The organism is Burkholderia sp. AU30280 (assembly GCF_020420125.1).
Lineage (GTDB): Bacteria > Pseudomonadota > Gammaproteobacteria > Burkholderiales > Burkholderiaceae > Burkholderia.
In genome coordinates, this window is the sequence record NZ_JAIZRY010000011.1 from 113,895 (window position 1) to 135,781 (window position 21,887).

14 protein-coding genes are annotated in these 21,887 nt (G+C 66.3%); 6 read left to right on the forward strand and 8 right to left on the reverse strand.

The genetic code is table 11. The features are described from left to right. The first annotated feature begins 36 nt into the window (after nt 1-36). Nucleotides 37-2,979: a glycosyl hydrolase family 18 protein gene (locus LGN17_RS24510; RefSeq protein WP_413227046.1), complete on the forward strand. Its 2,943-nt coding sequence runs from the start codon at nt 37-39 to the stop codon at nt 2,977-2,979. A 135-nt stretch (nt 2,980-3,114) separates the two neighbouring features. Here LGN17_RS24510 and LGN17_RS24515 read toward each other — a convergent pair whose 3' ends face one another. Beyond that, nucleotides 3,115-5,661: a CHASE2 and HATPase_c domain-containing protein gene (locus LGN17_RS24515; protein ID WP_226198951.1), complete on the reverse strand. Its 2,547-nt coding sequence runs from the start codon at nt 5,659-5,661 to the stop codon at nt 3,115-3,117. Between the two features lie 46 nt (nt 5,662-5,707). On the opposite strand from LGN17_RS24515, the gene LGN17_RS24520 reads away from it, so the two are divergent. Beyond that, complete coding sequence (locus tag LGN17_RS24520) at nt 5,708-7,954, forward strand: PKD domain-containing protein (protein ID WP_226198952.1); 2,247 nt, start codon at nt 5,708-5,710, stop codon at nt 7,952-7,954. On the opposite strand, the gene LGN17_RS24525 is transcribed toward LGN17_RS24520, so the two are convergent. From LGN17_RS24525 to LGN17_RS24535, 3 genes are all read right to left on the reverse strand, one after another. Beyond that, complete coding sequence (locus LGN17_RS24525) at nt 7,848-9,020, reverse strand: acyltransferase family protein (protein ID WP_226198953.1); 1,173 nt, start codon at nt 9,018-9,020, stop codon at nt 7,848-7,850. The two genes, LGN17_RS24520 and LGN17_RS24525, sit on opposite strands and share 107 nt — an antisense overlap. Nucleotides 9,021-9,630: 610 nt before the next feature. Further along, on the reverse strand, nt 9,631-10,620 hold the full coding sequence (locus LGN17_RS24530) for an RDD family protein (protein WP_226198954.1): 990 nt from the start codon (nt 10,618-10,620) through the stop codon (nt 9,631-9,633). A 504-nt stretch (nt 10,621-11,124) separates the two neighbouring features. Next, nucleotides 11,125-12,276: a porin gene (locus LGN17_RS24535; RefSeq protein ID WP_226198955.1), complete on the reverse strand. Its 1,152-nt coding sequence runs from the start codon at nt 12,274-12,276 to the stop codon at nt 11,125-11,127. Between the two features lie 570 nt (nt 12,277-12,846). Between LGN17_RS24535 and LGN17_RS24540 the strand changes: the two genes are divergently transcribed. From LGN17_RS24540 to LGN17_RS24550, 3 genes are all read left to right on the forward strand, one after another. Continuing rightward, a complete protein-coding gene (locus LGN17_RS24540; protein ID WP_175957119.1) occupies nt 12,847-13,884 on the forward strand; it encodes an ABC transporter substrate-binding protein in 1,038 nt (345 codons plus the stop codon). A gap of 70 nt (nt 13,885-13,954) precedes the next feature. After that, the gene (locus LGN17_RS24545) at nt 13,955-14,920 is read left to right on the forward strand and encodes an ABC transporter permease (protein ID WP_226198956.1); all 966 of its coding nucleotides are present in this window, start codon (nt 13,955-13,957) and stop codon (nt 14,918-14,920) included. Nucleotides 14,921-14,934: 14 nt separating this feature from the next. Continuing rightward, nucleotides 14,935-15,756, forward strand: a complete 822-nt coding sequence (locus LGN17_RS24550; protein ID WP_105815790.1) for a quaternary amine ABC transporter ATP-binding protein — start codon at nt 14,935-14,937, stop codon at nt 15,754-15,756. A gap of 89 nt (nt 15,757-15,845) precedes the next feature. Here the strand turns inward: LGN17_RS24550 and LGN17_RS24555 are convergent, their stop codons facing one another. Continuing rightward, a complete protein-coding gene (locus tag LGN17_RS24555; protein WP_226198957.1) occupies nt 15,846-16,553 on the reverse strand; it encodes a hypothetical protein in 708 nt (235 codons plus the stop codon). A 109-nt stretch (nt 16,554-16,662) separates the two neighbouring features. On the opposite strand from LGN17_RS24555, the gene LGN17_RS24560 reads away from it, so the two are divergent. Continuing rightward, complete coding sequence (locus LGN17_RS24560; protein WP_226198958.1) at nt 16,663-17,565, forward strand: LysR family transcriptional regulator; 903 nt, start codon at nt 16,663-16,665, stop codon at nt 17,563-17,565. A 39-nt stretch (nt 17,566-17,604) separates the two neighbouring features. Here LGN17_RS24560 and LGN17_RS24565 read toward each other — a convergent pair whose 3' ends face one another. The 3 genes from LGN17_RS24565 to LGN17_RS24575 are packed head-to-tail and all read right to left on the reverse strand — an operon-like array spanning nt 17,605 to nt 21,826. After that, a complete protein-coding gene (locus LGN17_RS24565; RefSeq protein WP_226198959.1) occupies nt 17,605-19,272 on the reverse strand; it encodes a GMC family oxidoreductase in 1,668 nt (555 codons plus the stop codon). A 17-nt stretch (nt 19,273-19,289) separates the two neighbouring features. Then, on the reverse strand, nt 19,290-20,507 hold the full coding sequence (locus LGN17_RS24570; protein WP_226198960.1) for a mandelate racemase/muconate lactonizing enzyme family protein: 1,218 nt from the start codon (nt 20,505-20,507) through the stop codon (nt 19,290-19,292). Beyond that, a complete protein-coding gene (locus LGN17_RS24575) occupies nt 20,504-21,826 on the reverse strand; it encodes an MFS transporter (protein WP_226198961.1) in 1,323 nt (440 codons plus the stop codon). The genes LGN17_RS24570 and LGN17_RS24575 overlap by 4 nt, the downstream gene beginning before the upstream one ends. Nucleotides 21,827-21,887 lie beyond the last annotated feature (61 nt).

Here is a 21,887-nt window from a genome sequence, read left to right on the forward strand (position 1 = left end):
GACACTCTTTTCAATTACTCAAGGAAGACGATCAAATTGCGCCTGAATAAACTCAACCTCCATCGAGCGAGCATCGCTGGTACATCCGGCCGTAACCAGACGCTTGCGTTCGCGGCGATCGCCACGGCCAGCGCGCTGTGTTTCGCGAACGCGGCATTCGCAGCCCCCGGGAAACCCAGCCTCAAGCAGTACGAAATCACGTCGCAGCCGCACGGCTTCGTCGAAATCGACCTGCAGAAGGCCGGGAGCGCACCCTACAAGGACATCGTCAAGCTCAACAAGAAGGTCGACGTGCCGCTGCCCTTCGACATCTGGAGCAACGGAACCGCGGTGAAGGCGGTCGCGGTGGTCGACGGCGCGGTCGACGCCGCGTCGGAAATCAAGCTGACGCCCGGCGGCAACCAGAGCGGTACCGTGGTCACCAACGTCAAGACGCCGGGCGTGAAGAAGATGCAAGTCCGGGTGATCGACGCGAACGGCGCGTCGACCGACAGCGCGCCGATCGACGTGGTCGTCTTCGACACGATTCCGGAACTGGCCGACACGCTGCCCGACAACGCGAGCAAGGCGCACAAGCACTTCAAGAACACGTCCGGCTCGGTGGTCGGCACTTACTTCGCGGCGTGGTCGGTTTATGACCGCAAGTTCAACGTCGACAACGTGCCGGTCGAGAACCTGACGCACATGCTGTACGGCTTCGTTCCGATCTGCGGCGGTGCGGACATCAACACGTCGCTCGCGCGCGACGTGCCGAATTCGTTCCGCGCGCTGCAGCAGACGTGCGCGGGGCTGCCCGACTTCAGCGTCGCGATCCATGACACGTGGGGCGAGCTCGGCATGACGCTGCCCGGCCAGACCGCGAACTCGAAGCTCAAGGGCGTGCTCGGCCAGATGATGGCCGCGAAGAAACGCAATCCGAATCTCAAGATCCTGCCGTCGATCGGCGGCTGGACGCTGTCCGATCCGTTCTTCCATCTGCACGATCCGGCCAAGCGCAAGGTGTTCGTCGATTCGACCGAACAGTTGCTGCGCACCTGGAAGTTCTTCGACGGCGTCGACATCGACTGGGAATTCCCGGGCGGCAAGGGCGCGAACGGCGCGATCGGCAATCCGCAGACGGACGGCGCGCTGTACGTGACGCTGATGAAGGAACTGCGGCAGATGCTCGATCGCGTGTCGGCGGATACCGGCAAGACCTACGAGCTGACGTCGGCGATCGGCGCGGGCAAGGACAAGATCGACGTGGTGAACTACAAGGAAGCCACGAAGTACATGGACTACATCTTCGACATGACGTACGACTTCTATGGTGCGTTCAGTCTGACGGAGCTGGGTCACCAGACGGCGCTCTACGCACCCGCGGCGCGGCCGGACACCAAGTACACGACCGACAACTCGATCAAGGCGCTGCTCGCGCAGGGCGTCGATCCGAAGAAGCTCGTCGTCGGCGCGGCGGCATACGCCCGCGGCTGGACCGGCGTGTCGGGCTACACGGACGGCAATCCGTTCACCGGCACCGCGAAGGGGCCGCACAAGGGGCAGTGGGAAGCCGGCATTCTCGACTACAAGAAACTCAAGTCGGAAATGATCGGGCCGAACAATGCGGGCATCAACGGCTACGAGTACCACTACGACCAGACCGCCGAGGCGCCGTACGTGTTCAACAAGAGCACCGGCGAGCTTCTCACGTTCGACGATCCGCGCTCGGTGAACGCGAAGGGCGACTACGTGCGCAAGCATCAACTCGGCGGGATGTTCTCGTGGGAAATCGACGCGGACAACGGCGACATCCTGAACGCGATGCACGAGGGCCTCGGGCACGGCGACGGCGGCAGCGGCGCGGAGAATCATCCGCCGATCGCGAACGCGGGCGCCGGCATGACGGTCACCGGGCCGCAGACGGTGACGCTCGACGCATCGAACTCGCGCGATCCCGACGGCGACAAGCTGACCTTCAAGTGGGAACAGATCGGCGGCGATCCGCTGAAGATCGGCAATCCCGCCAGTGCGAAGGCGACGGTCGACGTCCCGGCGGTCAAGCAGGACACCCGCTATACGTTCCGCGTGACGGTGACCGATCCGGCGGGACTGAAGGATGCCGCCCAGGTCGTCGTGACCGCTCAGGCCGAATCGTCGGTCGAACCGCCGCCGGCCGAAAACCGTCCGCCGGTGGCACGGCTCAACGGCCCGGCCCAGGCGGACGGCGGTCAGGCCGTGGTCCTCTCGGCCGAGAAATCGACCGATCCGGACGGCGACAAACTGACGTTCCAGTGGACGACTCCGTCCGGCATCGATGCGCAGGCTTCCGGCCCGGCGCTGCGCTTCACCGCGCCGAAGCTTGCGAAGGACCAGTCATTCACGTTCTCGGTCAAGGTCGGCGACGGCAAGCTGTCGTCCACCGCGCAGCACACGGTGCTCGTGAAGGCGACGGATACGGGCGGCGGCGGTAACGGCGGTGGTGGCAACGGCGGCGGCGAAGGTGGCGGCGAAGGTGGCGGCGAAGGCGGCCAGTACCCGGCATACAAGGCCGGTACGCAGTACAAGGCCGGTGACGTCGTATCGAACCTGGGCAAGCTGTACCAGTGCAAGCCGTTCCCGTACAGCGGCTGGTGCTCGGGTGCGCCGGCCGCCTATGAACCGGGCAAGGGCTCCGCGTGGAGCGATGCGTGGACGGTCTTCGGCAACGGCGAAGGCGAAAACGGCGGCGGCAACGGCGGTGGCGAAAACGGCGGCGGCAACGGCGGCGGCAACGGCGGCGGCGAAAGCGGCGGCGGCAACGGCGGCGGCGAAGGCGGCGGCAACCATCCGCAATACAAGGAAGGCACCAAGTACGGCGCCGGCGACATCGTGTCGAACAACGGCAAGCTGTACCGATGCAAGCCGTTCCCGTACACCAACTGGTGTTCAATGGCTGGCTGGGCGTATGAGCCGGGCAAGGGCACCGCGTGGGACCAGGCCTGGGAGGAGCACAAGGACTGACGCGAATCCCGACGAGCATCGGCCCGCGGCGCACGCCCGGGCCGGCGCGAAACCCGTAACGTTCAACCGGCATCGACCGATGCCGGCATGGCCCTCGCCTCGCGCGAGGGCTTTTTTCATTTCGGCGGCGGCCGGTTACGCCGGGCCGTTCAGCTCCGCGCAGGTCACCGGCAAGTGCACGGTGAAGCGGCTGCCCCGTCCCGGCGTCGACGTCACGTCGATCGATCCGCCGTGACGCTCGACGACCGTCCTGACGAATGGCAGCCCCAGCCCGACCCCGCGGCTCGCATCGCGATACGTGCCGTCGACCTGGAAGAACGGCTCGAAAAGTCGCGGCATCGCTTCCGCCGGAATACCGATGCCCTTGTCTTCCACGGTGATGGAAACATTGCGCTCGCCGACGTTGATCCACACGTCGACGACCGTCTCCTCGTCCGAATACTTGATCGCATTTTCGAGCAGGTTGATCAACGCGCGCAGCAGCATGTCGCGCGTGCCGAGCACGAACACCTCGTCGCCGTCTTCATGCGGACCTTCGACGCGGATCCGCTTCGCGCTCGCGCTGTGCCAGACCTGGTCGACCGCCTCGGTTGCCAGATCGCTCACGGACACCGGCACATAGGCGTTCCTGTCGAGATGTTCGGCACGCGACAATTGGGTGAAATCCTGCGCGACGCGCAAGCTGTAGTCGACGAGCTTGTGCAGATCCGCCAGAAAATCGGGATCCGCCGCGCCGTCGGCGACGGTGCGCTGCTCGAGCAGCGACAGCACGGTCGACAGCGGATTGCGCAGATCGTGCGCCATGTGGCGCAGCGTCATCCGGTCGCTTTCGACCGCCGCCTTGACGTTGTGAATGTCGACGAGGCAGATCATGCTCGCCGTGGAGCGATGGTGATCGCCGTCGCCGAACGGCGTCACCATCATCATGTGCGTGCGCGCGTTCAAGGTCAGTTCGACCGAGTGAATCCTCCCCGTCTCCTTCGCCGCCAGGATCTCGTCGTACGCGATGCCGAGCACCTTCCGGACGGCCGCATCGTTGTCGACGTCGATCGATTTCAGCATCGCTCTGCCGCGTTCGTTGCACATCAGCAGGTGGCTGTCCTGTTCGACGAAGATCGGATAAGGCAGCGTATGGATCACGTCGACATAGGTCGATTGCCATTCGCGAATGCGGGACATCGCCTGCACGACGTCGTCGTCGATCGACACCGCGTCGCCGGCGGCCGCCGGTTGCGCGAGACCGGCGAACGCATGCCGACCGGCCAGTCCGCGCAACCCGCGGTATTCCTTCATCAGGGCCGCGCGCAGGCTGCCTGCCCGCCGCCAGCCGCAGACGGCGAAGATCGTCACGCACACCGCCAGCAACGGCCCGACCGGCGTCCAGTACGCGCCGTAGACGTGCAGCGCCGTTTCGCCGGCGACGTATGCGACCAGCCACGCCAGCGCGAATCCGTACATGCGCCAGCCCGGCACGAACATGCAGGTCAACAGCATGCCGGTCGCGACCGCGATGCTGACGGCCAGTTGTATCGAAGTGGGCATGCGCAGCATCAGGCGCCCGGCGAGCAGCGCATCGGTCACGAGCGCATCGATCTCGACGCGCCGCACTCTCCCGTCGCTCCGGGGCGAAAGATAGAACGCGCCCGACAGGTCGGATATCCCGTCGCCGATGAACACGATGCGGTTGTGCCATGTCGACGCGGGAACGCGACCTTTCAGCACGTCGACGAGTGAATAGCGGTCGAGGTCGAAGCGCAACGGCAGGAGCAGCAGGATCGAGCCGCCTTCGACATCCCCCATCCCGGTCACATGATCCTGCACATGGCGGCGCACGTCCGGCAGCGGCGCGTTCGCGACGCGGATCGCCTGAAGGCCGACGTGCGGAATCTCGTGGCCGTCGCCACTCCTGACGTAAGGCACGATGCCCTGCACCAGATGATCGCTGCCCAGCACGACGCTGCGCTGGCCGACCGCGGCAGCCGCTTCGCGCAGCAGCCGCGCCGGAAAAATCATGGTCTCGGCGCTTCCGTTGACCGGCGCCCCCTGCGCAGGCAATACCACGCGACCGTGCTTCGCGATCGCCGCCGCCAGCAGCGCATCGTCCCGGGACGCCGTGATCATCGTCATGTCGAGCACGACGCTCGATGCGCCGGAGACGCGGTCCAGCACCTTCGCATAGCCCGCGCGCGTGTAGCTCCCGCCGTCGCCCATCTCGGCGATGGTCTTTTTGTCGACCATGATCACGGCGACCTTGTCGCGCGCGCCGTGATCGAAGCCGGATGTAACCAGGTCCCAGTAAAGACGGTCGAGCGGCGAAAGCAGCGCCTCGGCGGCCGGCGTGCAACTCAGCGCCGCAAGCATGGCGACGCCGGTCAGCAATAGCCACGTGGACGGTCGTACCGACGCTGCGAGCGTTGGAATCCGGCGGAGCCTGTCGAGCATTGGGCGGAATTTCCCCGAATACGATGTTTTCGGATGACGGCGACGACACGGCGGGCCAAGCCGCCCGGAACACGCGATTCCGCATTTTCCGTCCAACAGTCTAGCTCTGTTTCGGCCGGCCCGGAACAGACGGGCGCGCGTACCGATTCCGCATGAAATCGACGCCGCCGGCGATCCATTGAATTGGAGTATTGAGGAAAAGTTGAGGTTGTTTGAGCGAGTTGCGGGGCGCCGGAACAATGGGCACTCCTTTCAATGCGCACCGCTTGCGCCGAATGCTATCTCAATGATCGTGAAGCCCCTTGACCCGACTTTCGCGCTGACGGCCCTGTCAACGGCCATCGCAGCCCTGCTGATACCGACCGGCGCATCCGCCGCCCCCGCCTACGACCCGATCAAGCATTACCAGGACGGCGCCGAGCGATGCCTGGCGTGGCAACCGGCAAGCACCGATCCCGCCGTCGCCGCCTGCGACGGCGGCGCCGCGCAGGACTGGGCATTCGTGCCGAGCGCGGGCTACTACCAGATCCGCAACGCGGGGGCCACGCAGGCGCGCGGCCAGGACATGTGCCTGCGCACCCAGGCCGGCAATACCGGCATGGGCCGTGTGTCGGTCGAGCCGTGCGCCGGCGGCGATGCGAAGATGGCCCAGTGGCGCTTCGAGACCGGGCCGGCCGGACGGCTGGGCATGCTGAACGCGTACCGGATTTCGACGGGCCGGGACGAAGTGCTCGCGATCCGGGAGGGCGGCGACGGTGTCGCGATGCAGTCCGCCCGTGGCGAGCCGTCGGCGACGTGGGTATCGGCGGCGACGTTCGCGCCGCCGCAGCGCCCGCTGCTGGGCGAGAAAACGGCGCTGGTGCTGGCCGCACGCTTCAGCGATGCCGCGGCGAAGGATCATGAGGTCGTCCGCAAGGCCGTGTTCGGCGACGGCGACGACTATTCGTCGCTGCGCCGCTACATCGAAGTGGCGTCTCACGGAAAGGCGACGCTGGCCGGGACGGTGCTTGCCGACGTCGACCTCGGCGCGCGTCCGGCAACCTGCACGTCGAGCGCGCTGCTCGATTCGGCACGCAAGGCCGCGCAGGGGCGGGGTGTCGACCCGGCCCAGTTCGACTACCTGTTCGTCGACCTTCCGAAGCTGGGGAGTTGCAACTGGGCCGGGCTGGCGGCAAAGCCCGGCAACTGGATCCTGTCGAACAATAGCGGCCAGGCGTATTGGATGTGGACGCACGAATTCGGCCATTCGCTCGGCGCGTCCCATCCCGATTCGCGGGTGGATTGCCCGACCGTCGGCGGCGCCGTGCAGGTGGGCGCCGCATGCCGCACGGGCAAGGTCGACGATCCGTCCGACACGGTCGGTGGCGGCGGCCGTCGTCTTTACCCGGGGAGCTACCAGCTGTTCTCCGGCTGGCTCGATCAAACGGATGTCCCGGAGATTCGCGAGTCTGGCACCTACAAGCTGGCGCCGCTGTTCGGCGATCGGGCCGGCGCGAAAGGCTATCGCATCGCGCGCAGCGACGGTACGCAGTTGTGGCTCGAATTCCGGCAGCCGTTGCGCGGCTTCGACGACTGGAAAGCGGACGATCCGTTCGTCAACGGCGTGATCGTGAGAACGGTCAAGTACCAGGGCAACTCGCTGATGAACACGCTGGTGGATACGACGCCGGGCAGCGCGAACGGCATGAAGGATGCTCCGCTGATGCCGGGGCACGCGCTGCACGACACGCTGTCGGGCAAGATCGTCACGGTGAACTCGGTGGGGCCGGACGGCGCGGTGGTCACCGTGCAAAACGACGGCGTGCTGCTGCCGGAGGCGACGATCACGGGGCCTGCGCAAGCCGATGCGAACACAACGGTCACGTTGTCCGGCGCGGCGTCGGTCGGTGAACGCCTGCGATACGCATGGAGCGCGCCGGCTGGCGTCGCGCTGAAACCGGCCGGCAGCAGCGCGAGCGTCGTCGTCCCGCCGTCCGACAAGGATCGCGACTATGCATTCGGGCTGACCGTGACCAACGCCAACGGATATACGGCGAGCAAGACCCACGTGCTCAAGGTGAAGGCGCAGGAGGCGATCGCGCCGCCCGGCGCATCGATCGCCGGACCGTCGACGATCGCGGGCGGCGAGCACGTGACGCTGTCGGGCGCGCAATCGAGCGGCAAGGGGCTGTCGTACGCGTGGACGAGCCCGGCCGGCTTGCAGGTCGTCCAACAGGGCGCGACCGTGAGCTTCGTCGCGCCGAAGGCCGGCAGCGCGCGCGACTACGACTTCCGCCTGACCGTGACCGATACGCTGAGCCGCAAATCGACGGCAACCCATCGCGTGACGGTGCGCGCCGACGCCGGCGAGACGGTTGCGTCGTGGGATCCGAAGCAAACCTATTCCACGCCCTGCCAGAAAGTGGCCTACGCCGGCAAGCACTGGCTCAACGGCTGGTGGGTGCTGGGCGACGTTCCCGGCCAGGGGGGTGAATGGGGGCCGTGGCGCGAGCTTGGGGTGGCGAACATGCACGCGCAGTGCAAGGGAAAATGATGGAAACCGCGCGCGAGATGACCGCGCTCAAGCCGGCCGACAGCACCAGGTACGCGACGAGCAACGCCAGCTTGCCGTCGCCATGCGTGGCAGACGGCGGCCAGAACGTGCGCAGCGCGCCGAGCACGATCAGGTGGAACAGATACAGCTCGTAGCTGAGCCGCCCGCTCCAGCGCAGCGGCGCGAGCACGCGGCCATGCGTGCGTTCGCGTTCCGCATGCGCGCCGATCAGCAGCACGGCCGTGCCGAGCGCCATCGCGGAGACCCCGATCACATGGCTTTGGGCGATCGGCCACGCGAGATAGAGCGCCGTCATCGCCGCTGCCGCGAGCCATTGCACGGGCGGCGTCGCGAGTACCTGCCAGCGCGCGCGCTCGGCGAGCAACGCGGTGCAGCAGCCGATCGCGATGCCGTCGAAGCACGCGAAGTACGCATAGAGGAATCCGCCTTCGTCGCCAGCATGCGTGAAGCGGTACACGGGGCCGATCGCGGCAATCAGCAGCCAGAACGCGAACAGTCGCGTGTCGCGGCGCAGCGCGATGCACAGCAGCGGAAACGACAGGTAGAACACCTCCTCGACCGACAGCGACCACAGCACGCCGAGCGCGTAGTTGACCCATCCGTACGCGCCGATCAGCACGTTCATCCAGAACGTCAGCGACGCGAGATTCACGAGCCAGAACGACACCGGGATGCCTTCCGGCGCATGGTTCTGGAAGATCGGCACGCCGGCCGCCGCGAGGCCGTTGACGAGCGCGAGCAGCAGGAGCAGGCACGGGACGATGCGCGCGATACGCGACACGTAGAACGCGCGCACGTCGAGCGCGCCGAGGCTGCCCCAGCGGCGGCGTGCATTCGACGTGATCAGGTAGCCCGAGATCGCGAAGAACATCGTCACGCCGTAGTTGCCGTTGCGCACGATCGCATGGACCGCGTCCCAGCCGACGATGCGCGCGAGCGACGTGTCGCGCAGCGAGTAGGGGATGTTGAAGTGATGCAGCAGGACCAGCACGATCGACACGCCGCGCAGCAGGTCGATTCGCGCGTTGCGCGGGCCGGTGCTCATTGCGGGCTGCCTGGTTCGGCGACGGCGGAGCGCGCGGCCGGGAGGCCGGCGGCGGCTACGGACTGGGTGCGGCGCCAGTGCTTCAAGTGACACTCCTTCGGATGGGGCGGCACACAGTGTATCGACGGATCGTCGGCTGTCGACCTGTCACGGTTGACGGGGCGGCTGGCGTTTCATGACACGGGTCGGCCCGATCGAACCCGGGTAGCCGCGGATATTGTGCAGTCAAGGGGCATGCGCCGTTGCTCAATGTCCTGCAAGGACGTAATAGATCCCGAGGCACGCAACGGCGAGTAGCGGGAGCGCGATGACGATGAAGGCAATACGACGGATGCCGTGCAGGCGAGTCACGCCGACATACAGGCTGAGGGATCCGAAAAAAAAGCGTCACCGGCCAGTAGATGGCGCCGTAAAGGACCGGGACGACCCAGATCGGCAGGTCGATGCCGATGTCACTCATTCAGGATGCTCCGTTGTATGTGTGGACGCGCGTTCCGTCGTGTTCAGCTGGCGCCGCGATCCGACGTGGCGACTCCCGATGCGGGCCCTTTGCTCTCGTCCGGTGGACGGGCATGGCTCAACCGGGTGGGCGGCGGTCACGCCTGCATCGTCACGTCGACCCGGTGCCGACGGTCGCGGCCCATTCGGCAGGCGAGCGCCCCATGAAAAACTGGTTTCGCCACGTCGCAATGCCAAGATTGACTGCGCGGACACTGACCACGTTGACGAGATCCTGCTGCCGCAGCCAGGCCGATGCGGAAAGCGCTGCGTGTGCAACCGCGGTCGCCCCGGCCTTGTTCAGCAACGTCGGCGTGCTCGCGGCCACGGTGATGGTGACGACCGCTTTCGCCGTCTGGCCCGCCGGGCCGACCGCACGCAGGTTGCCGATCCAGACGCCGCTCTGGAGCACGCCCGGAACGGTGGACGCCGCACGCTGGATCTGATGGATATCGGCCAGGCGATCGTCATCGATCAGCCGCGTTGCCGCAAAACGACTGCCGACGAACAAAAGCAGGCCAAGGACGGCCAGGATCGCCCAGTGCTTTCGGCTAACCGGAGCGGCATCCTCGACAGGGGCCGCGACTCGCACGACCCTGCTGGCGGTGAGCAGATCCTGTACGGACTGGCGGCTCGGCCTGTTGAACACGAGCAGATACAGCAACGCCATGCCCCAGAAGAACATGATCGCGTCGTTTGCGGCGGCGAGCCATGCCATGCCCGGCTCGTGAAGCGCGGGCAGGTCGATGAAGGCGATGCCGCCGAGGATCAGCGGAACGGCGATCAGCGCGTACCGTGCCCAGGCGCGAAGGTACCCGGGACCGGATCCGTCAGGGGCGGCGCTATCGGCGACACGGATCTGCATCGCTCGCTTGCCGAGCGACTGGTGCCGATTCCCGCCCTCGAGCAGGCCAAAGTAAATGGAACCGATCAGGAAGCCGATCAGCCTTCCCCATTCGCCAATCGTCGAAAGGGCATCGAAGAACAGGATCGCGATCGCCAGCCCGATCAGTCCGAGAATGATTGAATCGATCGAAAAGGCGGCGGTTCGTCGCCAGAAGCCGGCAGCGCCGTGCGATTTTGGGCGTTCGTTGTGCTCCATTGCCGTAGTCCCCGATGCGTTGTGTTCGTCGAGCCGTTGGGGCTCGTTGCGGCGCGTGGCCGCAGGATTGCCTATCCCCATACCGTCACGGTGGTGACAGGCAGATCATATCGACCGGCCTGACGTGGAATTGCAAACGAGTGTGAGCAATGCGCAAGCGCGAGCGTCCTTCATCCCGCAAGCGGCTTGTCCACGATCAACCCGAACGCGGCACGGCGTGCGCTGCCAGACGGACAGCGCACGCCCTGCGAGCATATCGGCCGGGCGCCGGATCGAGACAGGCACCGACGGGCATGAAAGGCTGGAAACGATTGTCGTGGATTTTCATGAGGCCGTCGAACGCGTGTGTCCGGCTTGGCGAGGCAGCCGATGTCGCACACGCGCTCCGGCATCCGGCGACGAACCATGAAAAAACCCGCCGGCAGGCTTGCGCTTGCGGGCGGGCAAAGACACCTCGGGCAGACCGGCGCGGGTGTCGCGTGAAGAATGGAGAACCGGGTTGCGTCAGAACTTGTGGCGCAGCGCGATGCGCACGGCCACCTGGTTCGACGTCGACGACGGCGCGTCGGTGCCGGGGATGAACGCGTTGTCGAGGATCGAGTTCGTCTTGTCGCCGGCGATGTGCTGGTAGGCGGCCTGCACGTACACGTCGGTGCGCTTCGACAGGTTGTAGTCGGCCATCAACCCGGCCGAATGGATCTTCGGCTTCGCATTGCCGGTCGACGCGTCGTACTTCTCGAGCGACAGCACGTACTGTGCGCCGACCATGAACGCCGGCGTGATCTGGTACGAACCGTTCAGTTCGAAGTTCTGGTACTTGATCGCGCTGACCGTCGCGCCGGGGGCGATGATCGCGTCCGGCGTGCCGAGGTAGCCGTTGCCGGTCGGGTTCTTGTAGTTCGAGTTCGTGTACGCGAAGCCGACCGTCGCGGGCCCGAACGTGTAGTTGATGCCCGCGCCGAACACGCGCATGCGCTCGGCGAGGTAGCTCGCGTCGTTCGCGGTGATCGCGCCGGCCGAGCCGTCGCCCGGATGGTTCGCCTGCAGGTACGCGGCGCCGATCAGCAGGCCGTTGTTCTGGTACTGCGCGCCGAAGCTGTACGCGCGGTTGTCCGAGAAGTTCGTGCTGTTGCTGAAGCTGTAGGCGCCGCCGAACTGGAAGCCGCCGAAGTTCGGGCTCGCGTACTTCACCGTGTTGTCGAGACGGAACGAGTTGTCGGTGTTGTCGTTGTCGAACGGGTGGGCGAGCAGGTAGCCGCCCCAGTTGCCGTTGGCCGTGGTCGGCGCGAGATAGTCGACCACCGAGTCGTACTGGCGGCCGAACGTCAGCGTGCCGTACTGGGCCTGGCTCAGGCCGACGTAGGCCTGGCGGCCGAACATGCGGCCGCCCTGGTTGAGCCGGCCGGTGTTCACGTCGAAGCCGTTTTCGAGCTGGAAGATCGCCTTCATGCCGCCGCCAAGATCTTCGCTGCCCTTCAGGCCCCAGCGGCTGCCCTGCGCGTAGCCGCTCGCCATTTCGTAGACGTGGCCGGTGCCGACGTTGTTCGTGTAGTTCAGGCCTTCGTCGATCACGCCGTACAGCGTGACGCTGCTTTGCGCGAACACGGGGGCGGCGAAGGTTGCCGTTACGGCGAGCGCCGTCAGGGTCTTTTTCATTGAGATCTCCGGGATATCCAGCTTGTATCGGTTGTCGTGAGCGCGTCCGGCGAGGCGCGCCCCGTCATCCGGGGCGACCCGGCGCAGCGCGTGCGGCGCCGGAAACGCGCAACGCGCGGCGGCGCGGCAACCGGCAGCGTCGGGTCGTGTCTCCTCCGATGACACCGCGCATTCTTCCCAAGCCGAAAAGGATCCGAAAGCGAGTAATTTCGATGATTGCTATCGGCTTCGCCAATGGGGGCGCGACAGGCTGTTTCGACAGTCGAAACGGGGTGCGCTGCACCACGCTTCAAGGCCGCTCGCGCGACGGCCGAACGGGGGCGCGACACCGCATGCGCGGGGCCGTGAGCGGACTGGGGGAATCGGCTGGGAGGCCCGTCCGGCGGGCTTTCAGGGATGCCGGAAGATCGATTGGCGCTGCCGATTGCAATGATCGGAATTACTCGTTTCCCTAAACAAATTGGCGGCTGAAACATGCAGGCTGACCGGACGTGGCTGGATTCACGATGCGCCGGTCGCCGCGCATGCCGCGACGCACAAACAACAGATTCGATTTGGAGACGACCCACCATGCAGATTCGACGACTGAAAACGGTCCTTCTCGCCGCCGCGGCGATCCTGTCCGCGCCTGCCGCCCATGCGGCCGGCGGCGCGTGCGCCGACGGCAAGACGGTCCATTTCGCGGGCATCACGTGGGAGAGCGGGTCGTTCGCGACCGAAGTGCTGCGGCAGATCATGGAAAAGGGCTACGGCTGCAAGACGGACGTCGTGCCGGGCAGCACGGCCGCCACCGAAACGGCGCTCGCGCGCAACGACCTGCAGATCTGGGCCGAGCAGTGGACGGGGCGCAGCGAGATCACCGCGAAGGCCGTCGCGTCGGGCGCCGTGAAGCTGATCGGCGACACGCTGCCGGGCGGCACGACGGAAGGCTGGTTCGTGCCCGACTACGTGGTGAAGGGCGATCCGGCGCGCAACATCAAGCCGGTCGCGCCGGGGCTCGTGTCGATCGACGATCTGCCGAAGTACAAGCAGGTGTTCGCCGACGAGGAGGAACCGGACAAGGGCCGCTTCCTGAACTGCCCGACCGGCTGGGACTGCGAGCGCGTGAACACGCGCCTGTTGCGCGTGCTGAAGCTCGACCAGTCGTACACGAATTTCCACCCGGGCACCGGTGCGGCGCTGGACGCGGCGATCGTGTCCGCGTACCAGCGCGGCGCGCCGATCGTGTTCTATTACTGGGGCCCGGCCGCGCTGATGGCGAAATACAAGTTCACCGCGCTGAAGATGCCGGCCTATAACGAAGCATGCTGGAAGACGTTGCGCGACGAGAGCAGCACGCACCAGTGCGCATCGTCGTACATGGTGTCGCGGCTGACGGTCGGCGTGTCGAAGCCGTTCGCCGATGCGAACCCCGATCTCGTCGGCGTATTCGGCAAGGTGCGGTTTCCGATGGACTTCCTGAACCAGACGATCCTCGAAATGACGACGAAGAAGATCGACGGCGCGGCGATGGCCACGCAGTTCCTGAAGACCCGCCCGGACATGTGGAAGCAGTGGGTGCCGGCCGACGTCGCGCAGAAGATCGCCGGCAGCCTGAAGGGCGCGTAACCTGCGCGCGGCGGCGGGCCCGCGCCCGCTGCCGCCGTCACGCGCCTTCGCGGCGCGACGGAGAATCAACATGAACGGCTTCTTTCTGCACCTGTCGATCGCCGACTGGGTGAACAGCGCGCTCGAGACGTTCGTCGCGCAATACGGCGACGGCTTCCATCACTTCAGCGTACTGGTGCTGCGCTACCTGCTCGTGCCGCTCGAGGGCGCGCTGCGCGTGGCGCCGCCGTGGCTCGTGCTGCTGGTCGTCGGCGCGATCGCGTGGAATGCGACGCGCCGCATCGGCCTCGGCGCACTCTTCATGCTGCTGCTCTACGCGATCGGCTGCTTCGGCCTGTGGGACAAGTTGATGCAGACGCTTGCGCTGATGCTCGTCTCGACGGTGCTGTCGGTCGCGATCGGCGTGCCGGTCGGCATCCTCGCGTCGCGCAGCGCGTGGCTGCGGCGGATGCTGCTGCCCGTGCTCGACGTGATGCAGACGCTGCCGAGCTTCGTGTACCTGATCCCGGTACTGATGCTGTTCGGCCTCGGCAAGGTGCCCGCGATCCTCGCGACGATCATCTACGCGCTGCCGCCGCTGATCCGCCTGACCGATCTCGGCATCCGCCAGGTCGATCCGGACGTGACGGAAGCCGCGCGCGCGTTCGGCACGACGCGCTGGCAACTGCTCGTCAACGTGCAGTTGCCGCTCGCGCGGCCGAGCATCATGGCCGGCATCAACCAGACGACGATGATGGCGCTGTCGATGGTCGTGATCGCGTCGATGATCGGCTCGCGCGGGCTCGGCGAGGACGTGCTCGCCGGCATCCAGACGCTCGACGTCGGCAAGGGCACGCAGGCGGGCCTCGCGATCGTGATCCTCGCGATCGTGATCGACCGGATCAGCCAGGGCTTCGGCCAGGAACGACGTGCGCGGCGGCGGCTCGCGCAGCAGCGCCGGCAGAGGGGCGCGTCGCGCGTGCCGTACCGGTTGCCGCGCAAGGCGCAGTCGGCGGGCGTCGATTCGAATCAGGCGACGCAGTCGTCGCGTGCATAGGAACGGAGACAGACATGGCGACCATCGACGTCAAACACGTGTACAAGCTGTTCGGGCCGCAGGCCGCGCATGCGCGCGTGCTCGACCTGCTGCGCTCGGGCAAGCGCAAGGCCGACGTGCTGGCCGAAACGGGCTGCAACGTCGGGCTCAACGACGTGAGCCTCGGCATCGAGTCGGGCGAGATCTTCGTGATCATGGGGCTGTCGGGCTCCGGGAAATCGACGCTCGTGCGGCACTTCAACCGGCTGATCGAGCCGACGGCCGGCGAGATCGTGATCGACGGCAGCGACGTGATCAAGCTCGACGCGCACGGGCTGCGCGAGCTGCGCCGCTTCAAGGTCAGCATGGTGTTCCAGAACTTCGGGCTGCTGCCGCACCAGACCGTGCTCGACAACGCCGCGTATGCGCTGCGCACGCGCGGCGAGAAGCGGCACGATGCGGCCGAGGCCGCGCGCAACTGGCTGACGAAAGTCGGGCTCGACGGCTATGGCGATCACTATCCGGACGAGCTGTCGGGCGGGATGCGGCAGCGTGTCGGGCTGGCGCGCGCGCTGGCGGCCGACACCGATGTGCTGCTGATGGACGAGGCGTTCTCGGCGCTCGATCCGCTGATCCGTACCGAGATGCAGGATCAGTTGCTCGAACTGCAGGCGACGCTTGCGAAGACGATCGTCTTCATCACGCACGATCTCGACGAAGCGCTGCGGATTGGCGACCGCATCGCGATTTTGCGCGACGGTACGCTCGTGCAGGTCGGGACGCCGGACGATATCCTGTCGCGGCCGGCGGATGATTATGTGCGGCGGTTCGTGGAGAAGCGGTCGAGTGTAAATTGAATCAGCCGGGCGGGGAGAACGATGCGGCGCTGCGCACCGCACTGCACCGCATCGTTCTTGCGCCGTTGCGGCCCGTGCGCCGTTTGCGGTTACGGTTCGATCGATTCGTAGCGCCGATAGCGCCCGCTTCCGTAATTGTCAGGCATCCTGCATTTCTGGTAACTCTGCATCAGCCGAAACGCGGACTTCTCCCGGTCCGTCTCGTCGCCTTCCCGAAGCCAGAGCGCATGGCTTTTCTCGGCGAGCAAGACAAGCAGGCGTCGTCTGGCAGCGGACAACGCCGAACGATCCAGCAGGTCGCACACGAGATTGGCGGTCACCGCACCGAACAGCCTGCGGTGCGCCGGGCAGTCGTTCGACGCGAGCAGGTGCATCGCTTCGGCGAAGGCCGTTTCCGCTTCCGCCGCCGATCGCTGCAGCGTGATCGCGGGGAGCGCGAGCGCCGTGACGTAGACGCGATCGTTGGTGTCGAACCTGTCGAGCGACGCATTCACGTCCGCCAGTCGTTCGAGCACCGCATGCTGGCGATCGATGCGCCGGCGCGATTCGGCCGGTACGTCGTCGTGCGCGTCGATGAGCTGGTCCAGACAGTCCATTCCCGCCTGCCAGTCGCCGAGGTGCTCGCCGAATACGTGCGTCGCGAGCGCCGCCAGTTCGACGAGATCCTGCTCGCCCATCGGGAATGCAAGCCGCTCCCGCAAGCGGGCCGCCACCGCTGCCGGCTGCTTCGTATGGTCCTGCCAGTCCTGTAACAGCGACTCGCGCAATCGCTCGTCGTCCATCTGCGTCGCCTCCATGCGTTCCTCCGTTCGGTTGCCCGAATGGTAGGAGCGGAATAGACGTGTGTACAGTGCAGGTTTGTCAGATATATGATGCATTCGATGCAAATCTGCGAGGAGCGCGGCGTTGAACCGGATCGACCTGAACCTGCTGCTGGCGCTGAAAGCGCTGATCGACGAGGAAAGCGTGTCCGGCGCGGCGCGCAGTCTCGATCTGAGCCCGTCCGCGATGAGCCGGACCCTTGCCCGTGTCCAGGACGCGATCGGCGACAAGGTGCTGGTGCGCGCGGGCAAGGGCATGGTGGCGACCGAAACGGCGCGGCGGTTGAAGGAGCCGCTCGACCGCATCCTGCAGGATGTGGAACTGCTGCTCGGCGCGCAGCACCGGTCGATCGACGCGCAGCGCGTGTTCAACATCAGCGCGAACGACGGGTTCATCGATTCGTTCGCGGTACCCATCATCGCGCAGGCGTGCGAGGCATGGCCGCATGCGAGGCTGCGCTTCCTGCCGAAGCACGAGAAGACCGTGGCGCGCCTGCGCAGCGGGGAAGTCGATATCGAAATCGGCGTGGTCGGCGAGACCGGGCCGGAGATCATGATCCGCAAGCTGTTCGACGACCGCATGGTCGGCGTGCTGCGAAAGGGCCATCGGCTGGCGCGGCGACGCATGACGCTCGATGCGTATCTTTCCGTGCCGCACATCAGCGTGTCGCGCAAGGGGCGTTTTCACGGGCCGATCGACGATGCGCTGAGCGAGCAGGGGCGCGAGCGCAACGTCATCGCGGTGGTGCCGAGCTTCAAATCGGGCATCGAGCTCGCCCAGCGCTCGGACTGGATCGCGCACGTGCCCGAGAAGCACACCGCCGAGGCCCGGCGAGACGTCGTGACGTTCGACCTGCCGGTCGCGACCCCCGCGCTCGCGATCTCGATCATGTGGCATCCCCGCTTCGAACGCGACGCGGTGCATGCCGGGCTGAGGGACCTGATCGTGAACGTGTGCCGGCAGATCGTGGGCGCCACGAAGGGCTGATGCTCGGCGGCGGTGACCGCCGAACCTGCCCGCACCGCGCTACTGCGCGACCGTCTCGCGTGGCGTCGACGGCACGCCGGCCGTCTCCGGCCGCGCCGCATCCGCCAGGATCAGATCCGCGCCTTTCTCGGCGACCATCATCGTCGGCGCGTTGATATTGCCCGACGTGATGTTCGGGAACACCGACGCATCGACGATCCGCAGCGCCTGCAGCCCGTGCACGCGCAGCGATGCATCGACCACCGACGTCGCCGCGTCCGGCCCCATCGCGCACGAGCCGCACAGGTGATAGATCGAACCCGACTGCTCGCGGAAATACTGCAGCATCGCTTCGTCGGAATCGACCTGCGGCCCCGGCGAGATTTCCTCGACGGTCATCGACTTCAGCGCCGGCGCGCGCATCAGCGCCCGGATCATCTTGCTGCCCTGCACGGCTTCATCGAGATCCTTCTGCGTGGTGAGCGCGTTGATGCGGATCTTCGCGGCATCCTCCGCGCGGTTCGACGCGATCTCGATCGTGCCGCGGCTCGTCGGCCGGCACGGATTGAACGCGATCAGGAATCCAGAATACGGCTCGGGCTTGATGCTTGCGCGGTCGCTCTTCGGGATCCGGTATGACAGCGGATTGAAGTACAGCTGGATGTTCGGCTCCCGCGCATCGTCCGAGCCGCGGAAGAAACCGCCCGCCTGGTTCACGCTCATCGCGAGCGGGCCCCGCTTCGTCAGCAGGTAGCGCAGCCCGATCTTCATCTTGCCGACGAGCGTACCCATCTCGTCGTTCAGCGTCGGCCGGTTCGCCTTGAAGTAGAAGCTCACGCACAGGTGGTCCTGCAGGTTGCGGCCGACGGCCGGCAGCGCATGCACGAGCGGCACGCGCTGGCGCGCGAGCAGCGACGGATCGCCGACGCCCGACAGTTGCAGCAGCTTCGGCGTATCGACCGCGCCGGCCGCGAGGATGACCTCGCGTGCCGCGACGAGCGTTTCGTCGCCGTGTTCGCCCGCGATGACCACGCCGGTCGCACGCGTGCCGTCGAACGTCACGCGCCGCACGAGCACGCCCGAGCGCAGCGTGAGGTTCGCGCGGCCCAGTGCGGGACGCAAGTACGCAAAGCTGCTCGAACAGCGTTCGCCGTTCTTCGTGTTCAGGTCGTAGATGCCCGCGCCTTCGAACTGCGCGCCGTTGAAGTCGTCGGTGCGCGGCAGGTTCAGTTGCGCGCATCCCTTCAGGAACTCGTGGACGATCGGATGCACGTCGGCCTTCATCGACGTGATGTGGATCGGCCCCGTCGAACCGTGATGCCGCGGGTCGGTCGCGCCGGCCGCGTGGGTTTCGAGCTTGCGGAAGTACGGCAGCACGTCGTCGTACGCCCAGCCGGGATTGCCGGCGTTCGCCCAGTCGTCGTAGTCGCTGCGCTGGCCGCGCACGTAGACCATCGCGTTGATCGAGCCCGATCCGCCGACCACCTTGCCGCGCGGGCAGTACAGCTTGCGGTCGGCGAGCTGCGCCTCGGGCTCGCTGTAGTACATCCAGTTGTAACGGCGGTTGTAGTAGGTCTTCGTGAAGCCGACCGGCACCTTGAACCAGAACGACGCGTCGCGTTCGCCGGCTTCGAGCAGCAGCACCGAGTGACGGCCCGATTCGCTCAGGCGGTTCGCGAGGATGCAGCCGGCCGAGCCCGCGCCGACGATGATGTAGTCGTAAGTCATGGTCGCGTTTTTCCTGGTCAGCCCTTCGCGGGGGCGAGATCCTTTACGTCGACGGGCTTCTCGCCCATCTGCAGGTGCAGCCGCTCGCCGGTGTACGGCGTGTGACGGCGCACGACGTCCATGTCGAGTTCGATGCCGAGGCCCGGCTCGTTGGACGGGATGATGTAGCCGTCTTCCCAGCGGATCGGCGTCTTCACGACTTCCGCGTGGAACCCGCCCCACGTCATGATGCTTTCCTGGATCAGGAAATTCGGCGTGCAGGTCGCGAGCTGGATGCTCGCGGCTGCGCCCACGGGCCCGTTGTACAGGTGCGGCGCGATCTGCGCGTAGTGCACTTCGGCGAGCGTTGCGATCTTCTTCGCTTCGAGCAGGCCGCCCACGCGCGCGACGTTCAGTTGCAGGATCGATGCGCCGCCCGCCTGCAGCAGCTTGTGGAATTCGTACTTGGTGGTCAGGCGCTCGCCGGTCGCGATCGGAATCGACGTGTGCTTCGCGACTTGTGCGATCGCTTCTTCCTGGCCGGGGGGCACCGGCTCCTCGAACCACAGCGGGTCGTATTTCTCGAGCCGCTTCGCGAGCCGGATCGCCGACGACGGCACCATCTGCCCGTGCGTGCCGAACAGCAGGTCGGCCTTGCTGCCGACGGCTTCACGCACCTTGCGGCAGAACGTTTCGCAGCGGTCGAGCACTTCGAGCGACAGCTGATGGCCCGAATAAGCCGTGTACGGGCCGGCCGGGTCGAACTTGACGGCCGTGAAGCCGAGCTTCACGTTCTCGGCCGCGCATTCGGCCGCGAGGTCGGGGTCGTCGTAGTCGTATTCGCCCTTCGCGTTCTTCGGGTACAGGTACGTGTACGAGCGCAGCCGCTCGTGGATCTTCCCGCCGAGCAGTTCATACACGGGCTTGCCCGCGGCCTTGCCGACGATGTCCCAGCACGCCATCTCGAGGCCGCTGACGACGCCCATCATCGTGAGGTCGGGACGCTGCGTGAAGCCGCTCGAATAGGCCTGGCGGAACAGCCGTTCGACGTGATGCGGGTCGCGGTCGAGCAGATGGCGTTCGAACACGTCGTCGATGATCGGGGCCATCGCCTTCGGGCCGAACGTCGCCGAGTAGATCTCGCCGACGCCTTCGATGCCGTCGTCGGTTCTCAGCTTCACGAAGATCCAGTACATCCCGCCGACATGCGGCGGCGGCACGGCGACGATATGGGTTTCGAGCGAAACGATCTTCATGCGGACTCCTGGAGGCGGTTGAGGCGGTATTTGAGGAACGCGGCGGCGCCCGCGCCGCAGAGCGCGATGGCCGCGATATAGCCGAAATAGAGCTGGTAGCCGTGCGCGCCCGGCCAGGTCTGCGTCACGTAGCCGTTGATCAGCGGCACGAACACGTCCGGCGAATAGCCGAGCACCGAGATCAGGCCGATCGCGAGGCCCGCGCAATGGGTCGGCACCTTGCAGTCGTCGAGCAGCGACCAGTACAGGCCGCGGATCGCGTAGGTGAGGATGCCGATGAACAAGACGAGCACGACGAGCATGGCCTGCGGGCTGTGCGCGGGCGCCGCGATCAGCCCGACGAGCGACAGCGCGGCGAGCAGCAGCGCCCAGAACAGCACGGACACCTTCGATACGCGATCGCCGAGGAAGCCGCCGCCGATGCCGCCGACGGGGCGCATCCACAGCTTGAGCGTCGTGATGAAGCCGGCCGCCGTCGCGCTGAGCCCGAAATTGCCTTCGTGCAGGTACGCCGAGAAGCTGTAGGTCGCCCAGAACACCTGGTAGCCGCAGAACACGATCGCGGCGACGAGCCACAGCTCGGGGATCGACGCGAGCGTCTTCAGGTCGGTCAGCACGTTGCCTGGCCGGCGATTGCTGGCCGTCGCACGTTCGCCCGTGCTCGCCGGATCCTTCACCAGCGCGAGCAGCACGCCGAGCGCGATGCAGAAGAATGCGTACAGGTGGACGACGAGCTTGAAACCGGCCGCGTCGGTGCCGCCGCGCGCCTGCGTCACGTACGCGAACAGCGTGATCGCGATCGTGGCGAGCAACGCCTCGACGAGGCCGCGGCCGCCGTCGAGCAGGCCGAAGAAACGGCCCTGTTCGTCGGGGCCCGCGATCGTGTTCACGCGCTTGATCACGGCGGCCCAGAACGTGAGGCCGGTGGTGAGCCCCCAGCCGCCGAAGATCAGCACGAGCGTGTCGAACGACGGCCCGGTCGCGTAGACGAGCCCGAGCGCGCCCGTTGCGAGCAGCGAGAAGCAGATCAGCCAGCGCGGCGACAGGCGGTCGGCGAGCCAGCCGCTCGGCAGGTAGCTCACGAGGAAGATCGTGCCGAGCGACGAATACAGGTAGCCGAGCTGCACGTCGTCGATATGGAAGAACTGCAGCATCGTCGGCTGGTACACCTGCCGCAGATACAGCATCGGGTAGATCGCGCCCGCGGCAATCACGAGCAGCAGCAGTTGCAGGTAGCGTTGCGCGCGGGCGGGCTGCGACGCGTGTGCGTCGTCGTGCAACGCGAGCGACGCGGCGTGCGTCGACGGTTGGGTCGGCATGGTGTCTTCCTCCATCAGACTTCCTTTACGCGGAGGTCTGCAGATTTGTTATGTGTTCGAT

Bases quoted from the DNA above. Each gene is read 5' to 3' on its own strand.
- LGN17_RS24545 (WP_226198956.1), top strand. From the start codon at position 13,955: ATGAACGGCTTCTTTCTGCACCTGTCGATCGCCGACTGGGTGAACAGC.
- LGN17_RS24540 (WP_175957119.1), top strand. From the start codon at position 12,847: ATGCAGATTCGACGACTGAAAACGGTCCTTCTCGCCGCCGCGGCGATC.
- LGN17_RS24575 (WP_226198961.1), bottom strand. From the start codon at position 21,826: ATGCCGACCCAACCGTCGACGCACGCCGCGTCGCTCGCGTTGCACGAC.
- LGN17_RS24535 (WP_226198955.1), bottom strand. From the start codon at position 12,276: ATGAAAAAGACCCTGACGGCGCTCGCCGTAACGGCAACCTTCGCCGCC.
- LGN17_RS24530 (WP_226198954.1), bottom strand. From the start codon at position 10,620: ATGGAGCACAACGAACGCCCAAAATCGCACGGCGCTGCCGGCTTCTGG.
- LGN17_RS24570 (WP_226198960.1), bottom strand. From the start codon at position 20,507: ATGAAGATCGTTTCGCTCGAAACCCATATCGTCGCCGTGCCGCCGCCG.
- LGN17_RS24555 (WP_226198957.1), bottom strand. From the start codon at position 16,553: ATGGAGGCGACGCAGATGGACGACGAGCGATTGCGCGAGTCGCTGTTA.
- LGN17_RS24565 (WP_226198959.1), bottom strand. From the start codon at position 19,272: ATGACTTACGACTACATCATCGTCGGCGCGGGCTCGGCCGGCTGCATC.
- LGN17_RS24520 (WP_226198952.1), top strand. From the start codon at position 5,708: ATGATCGTGAAGCCCCTTGACCCGACTTTCGCGCTGACGGCCCTGTCA.
- LGN17_RS24550 (WP_105815790.1), top strand. From the start codon at position 14,935: ATGGCGACCATCGACGTCAAACACGTGTACAAGCTGTTCGGGCCGCAG.
- LGN17_RS24525 (WP_226198953.1), bottom strand. From the start codon at position 9,020: ATGAGCACCGGCCCGCGCAACGCGCGAATCGACCTGCTGCGCGGCGTG.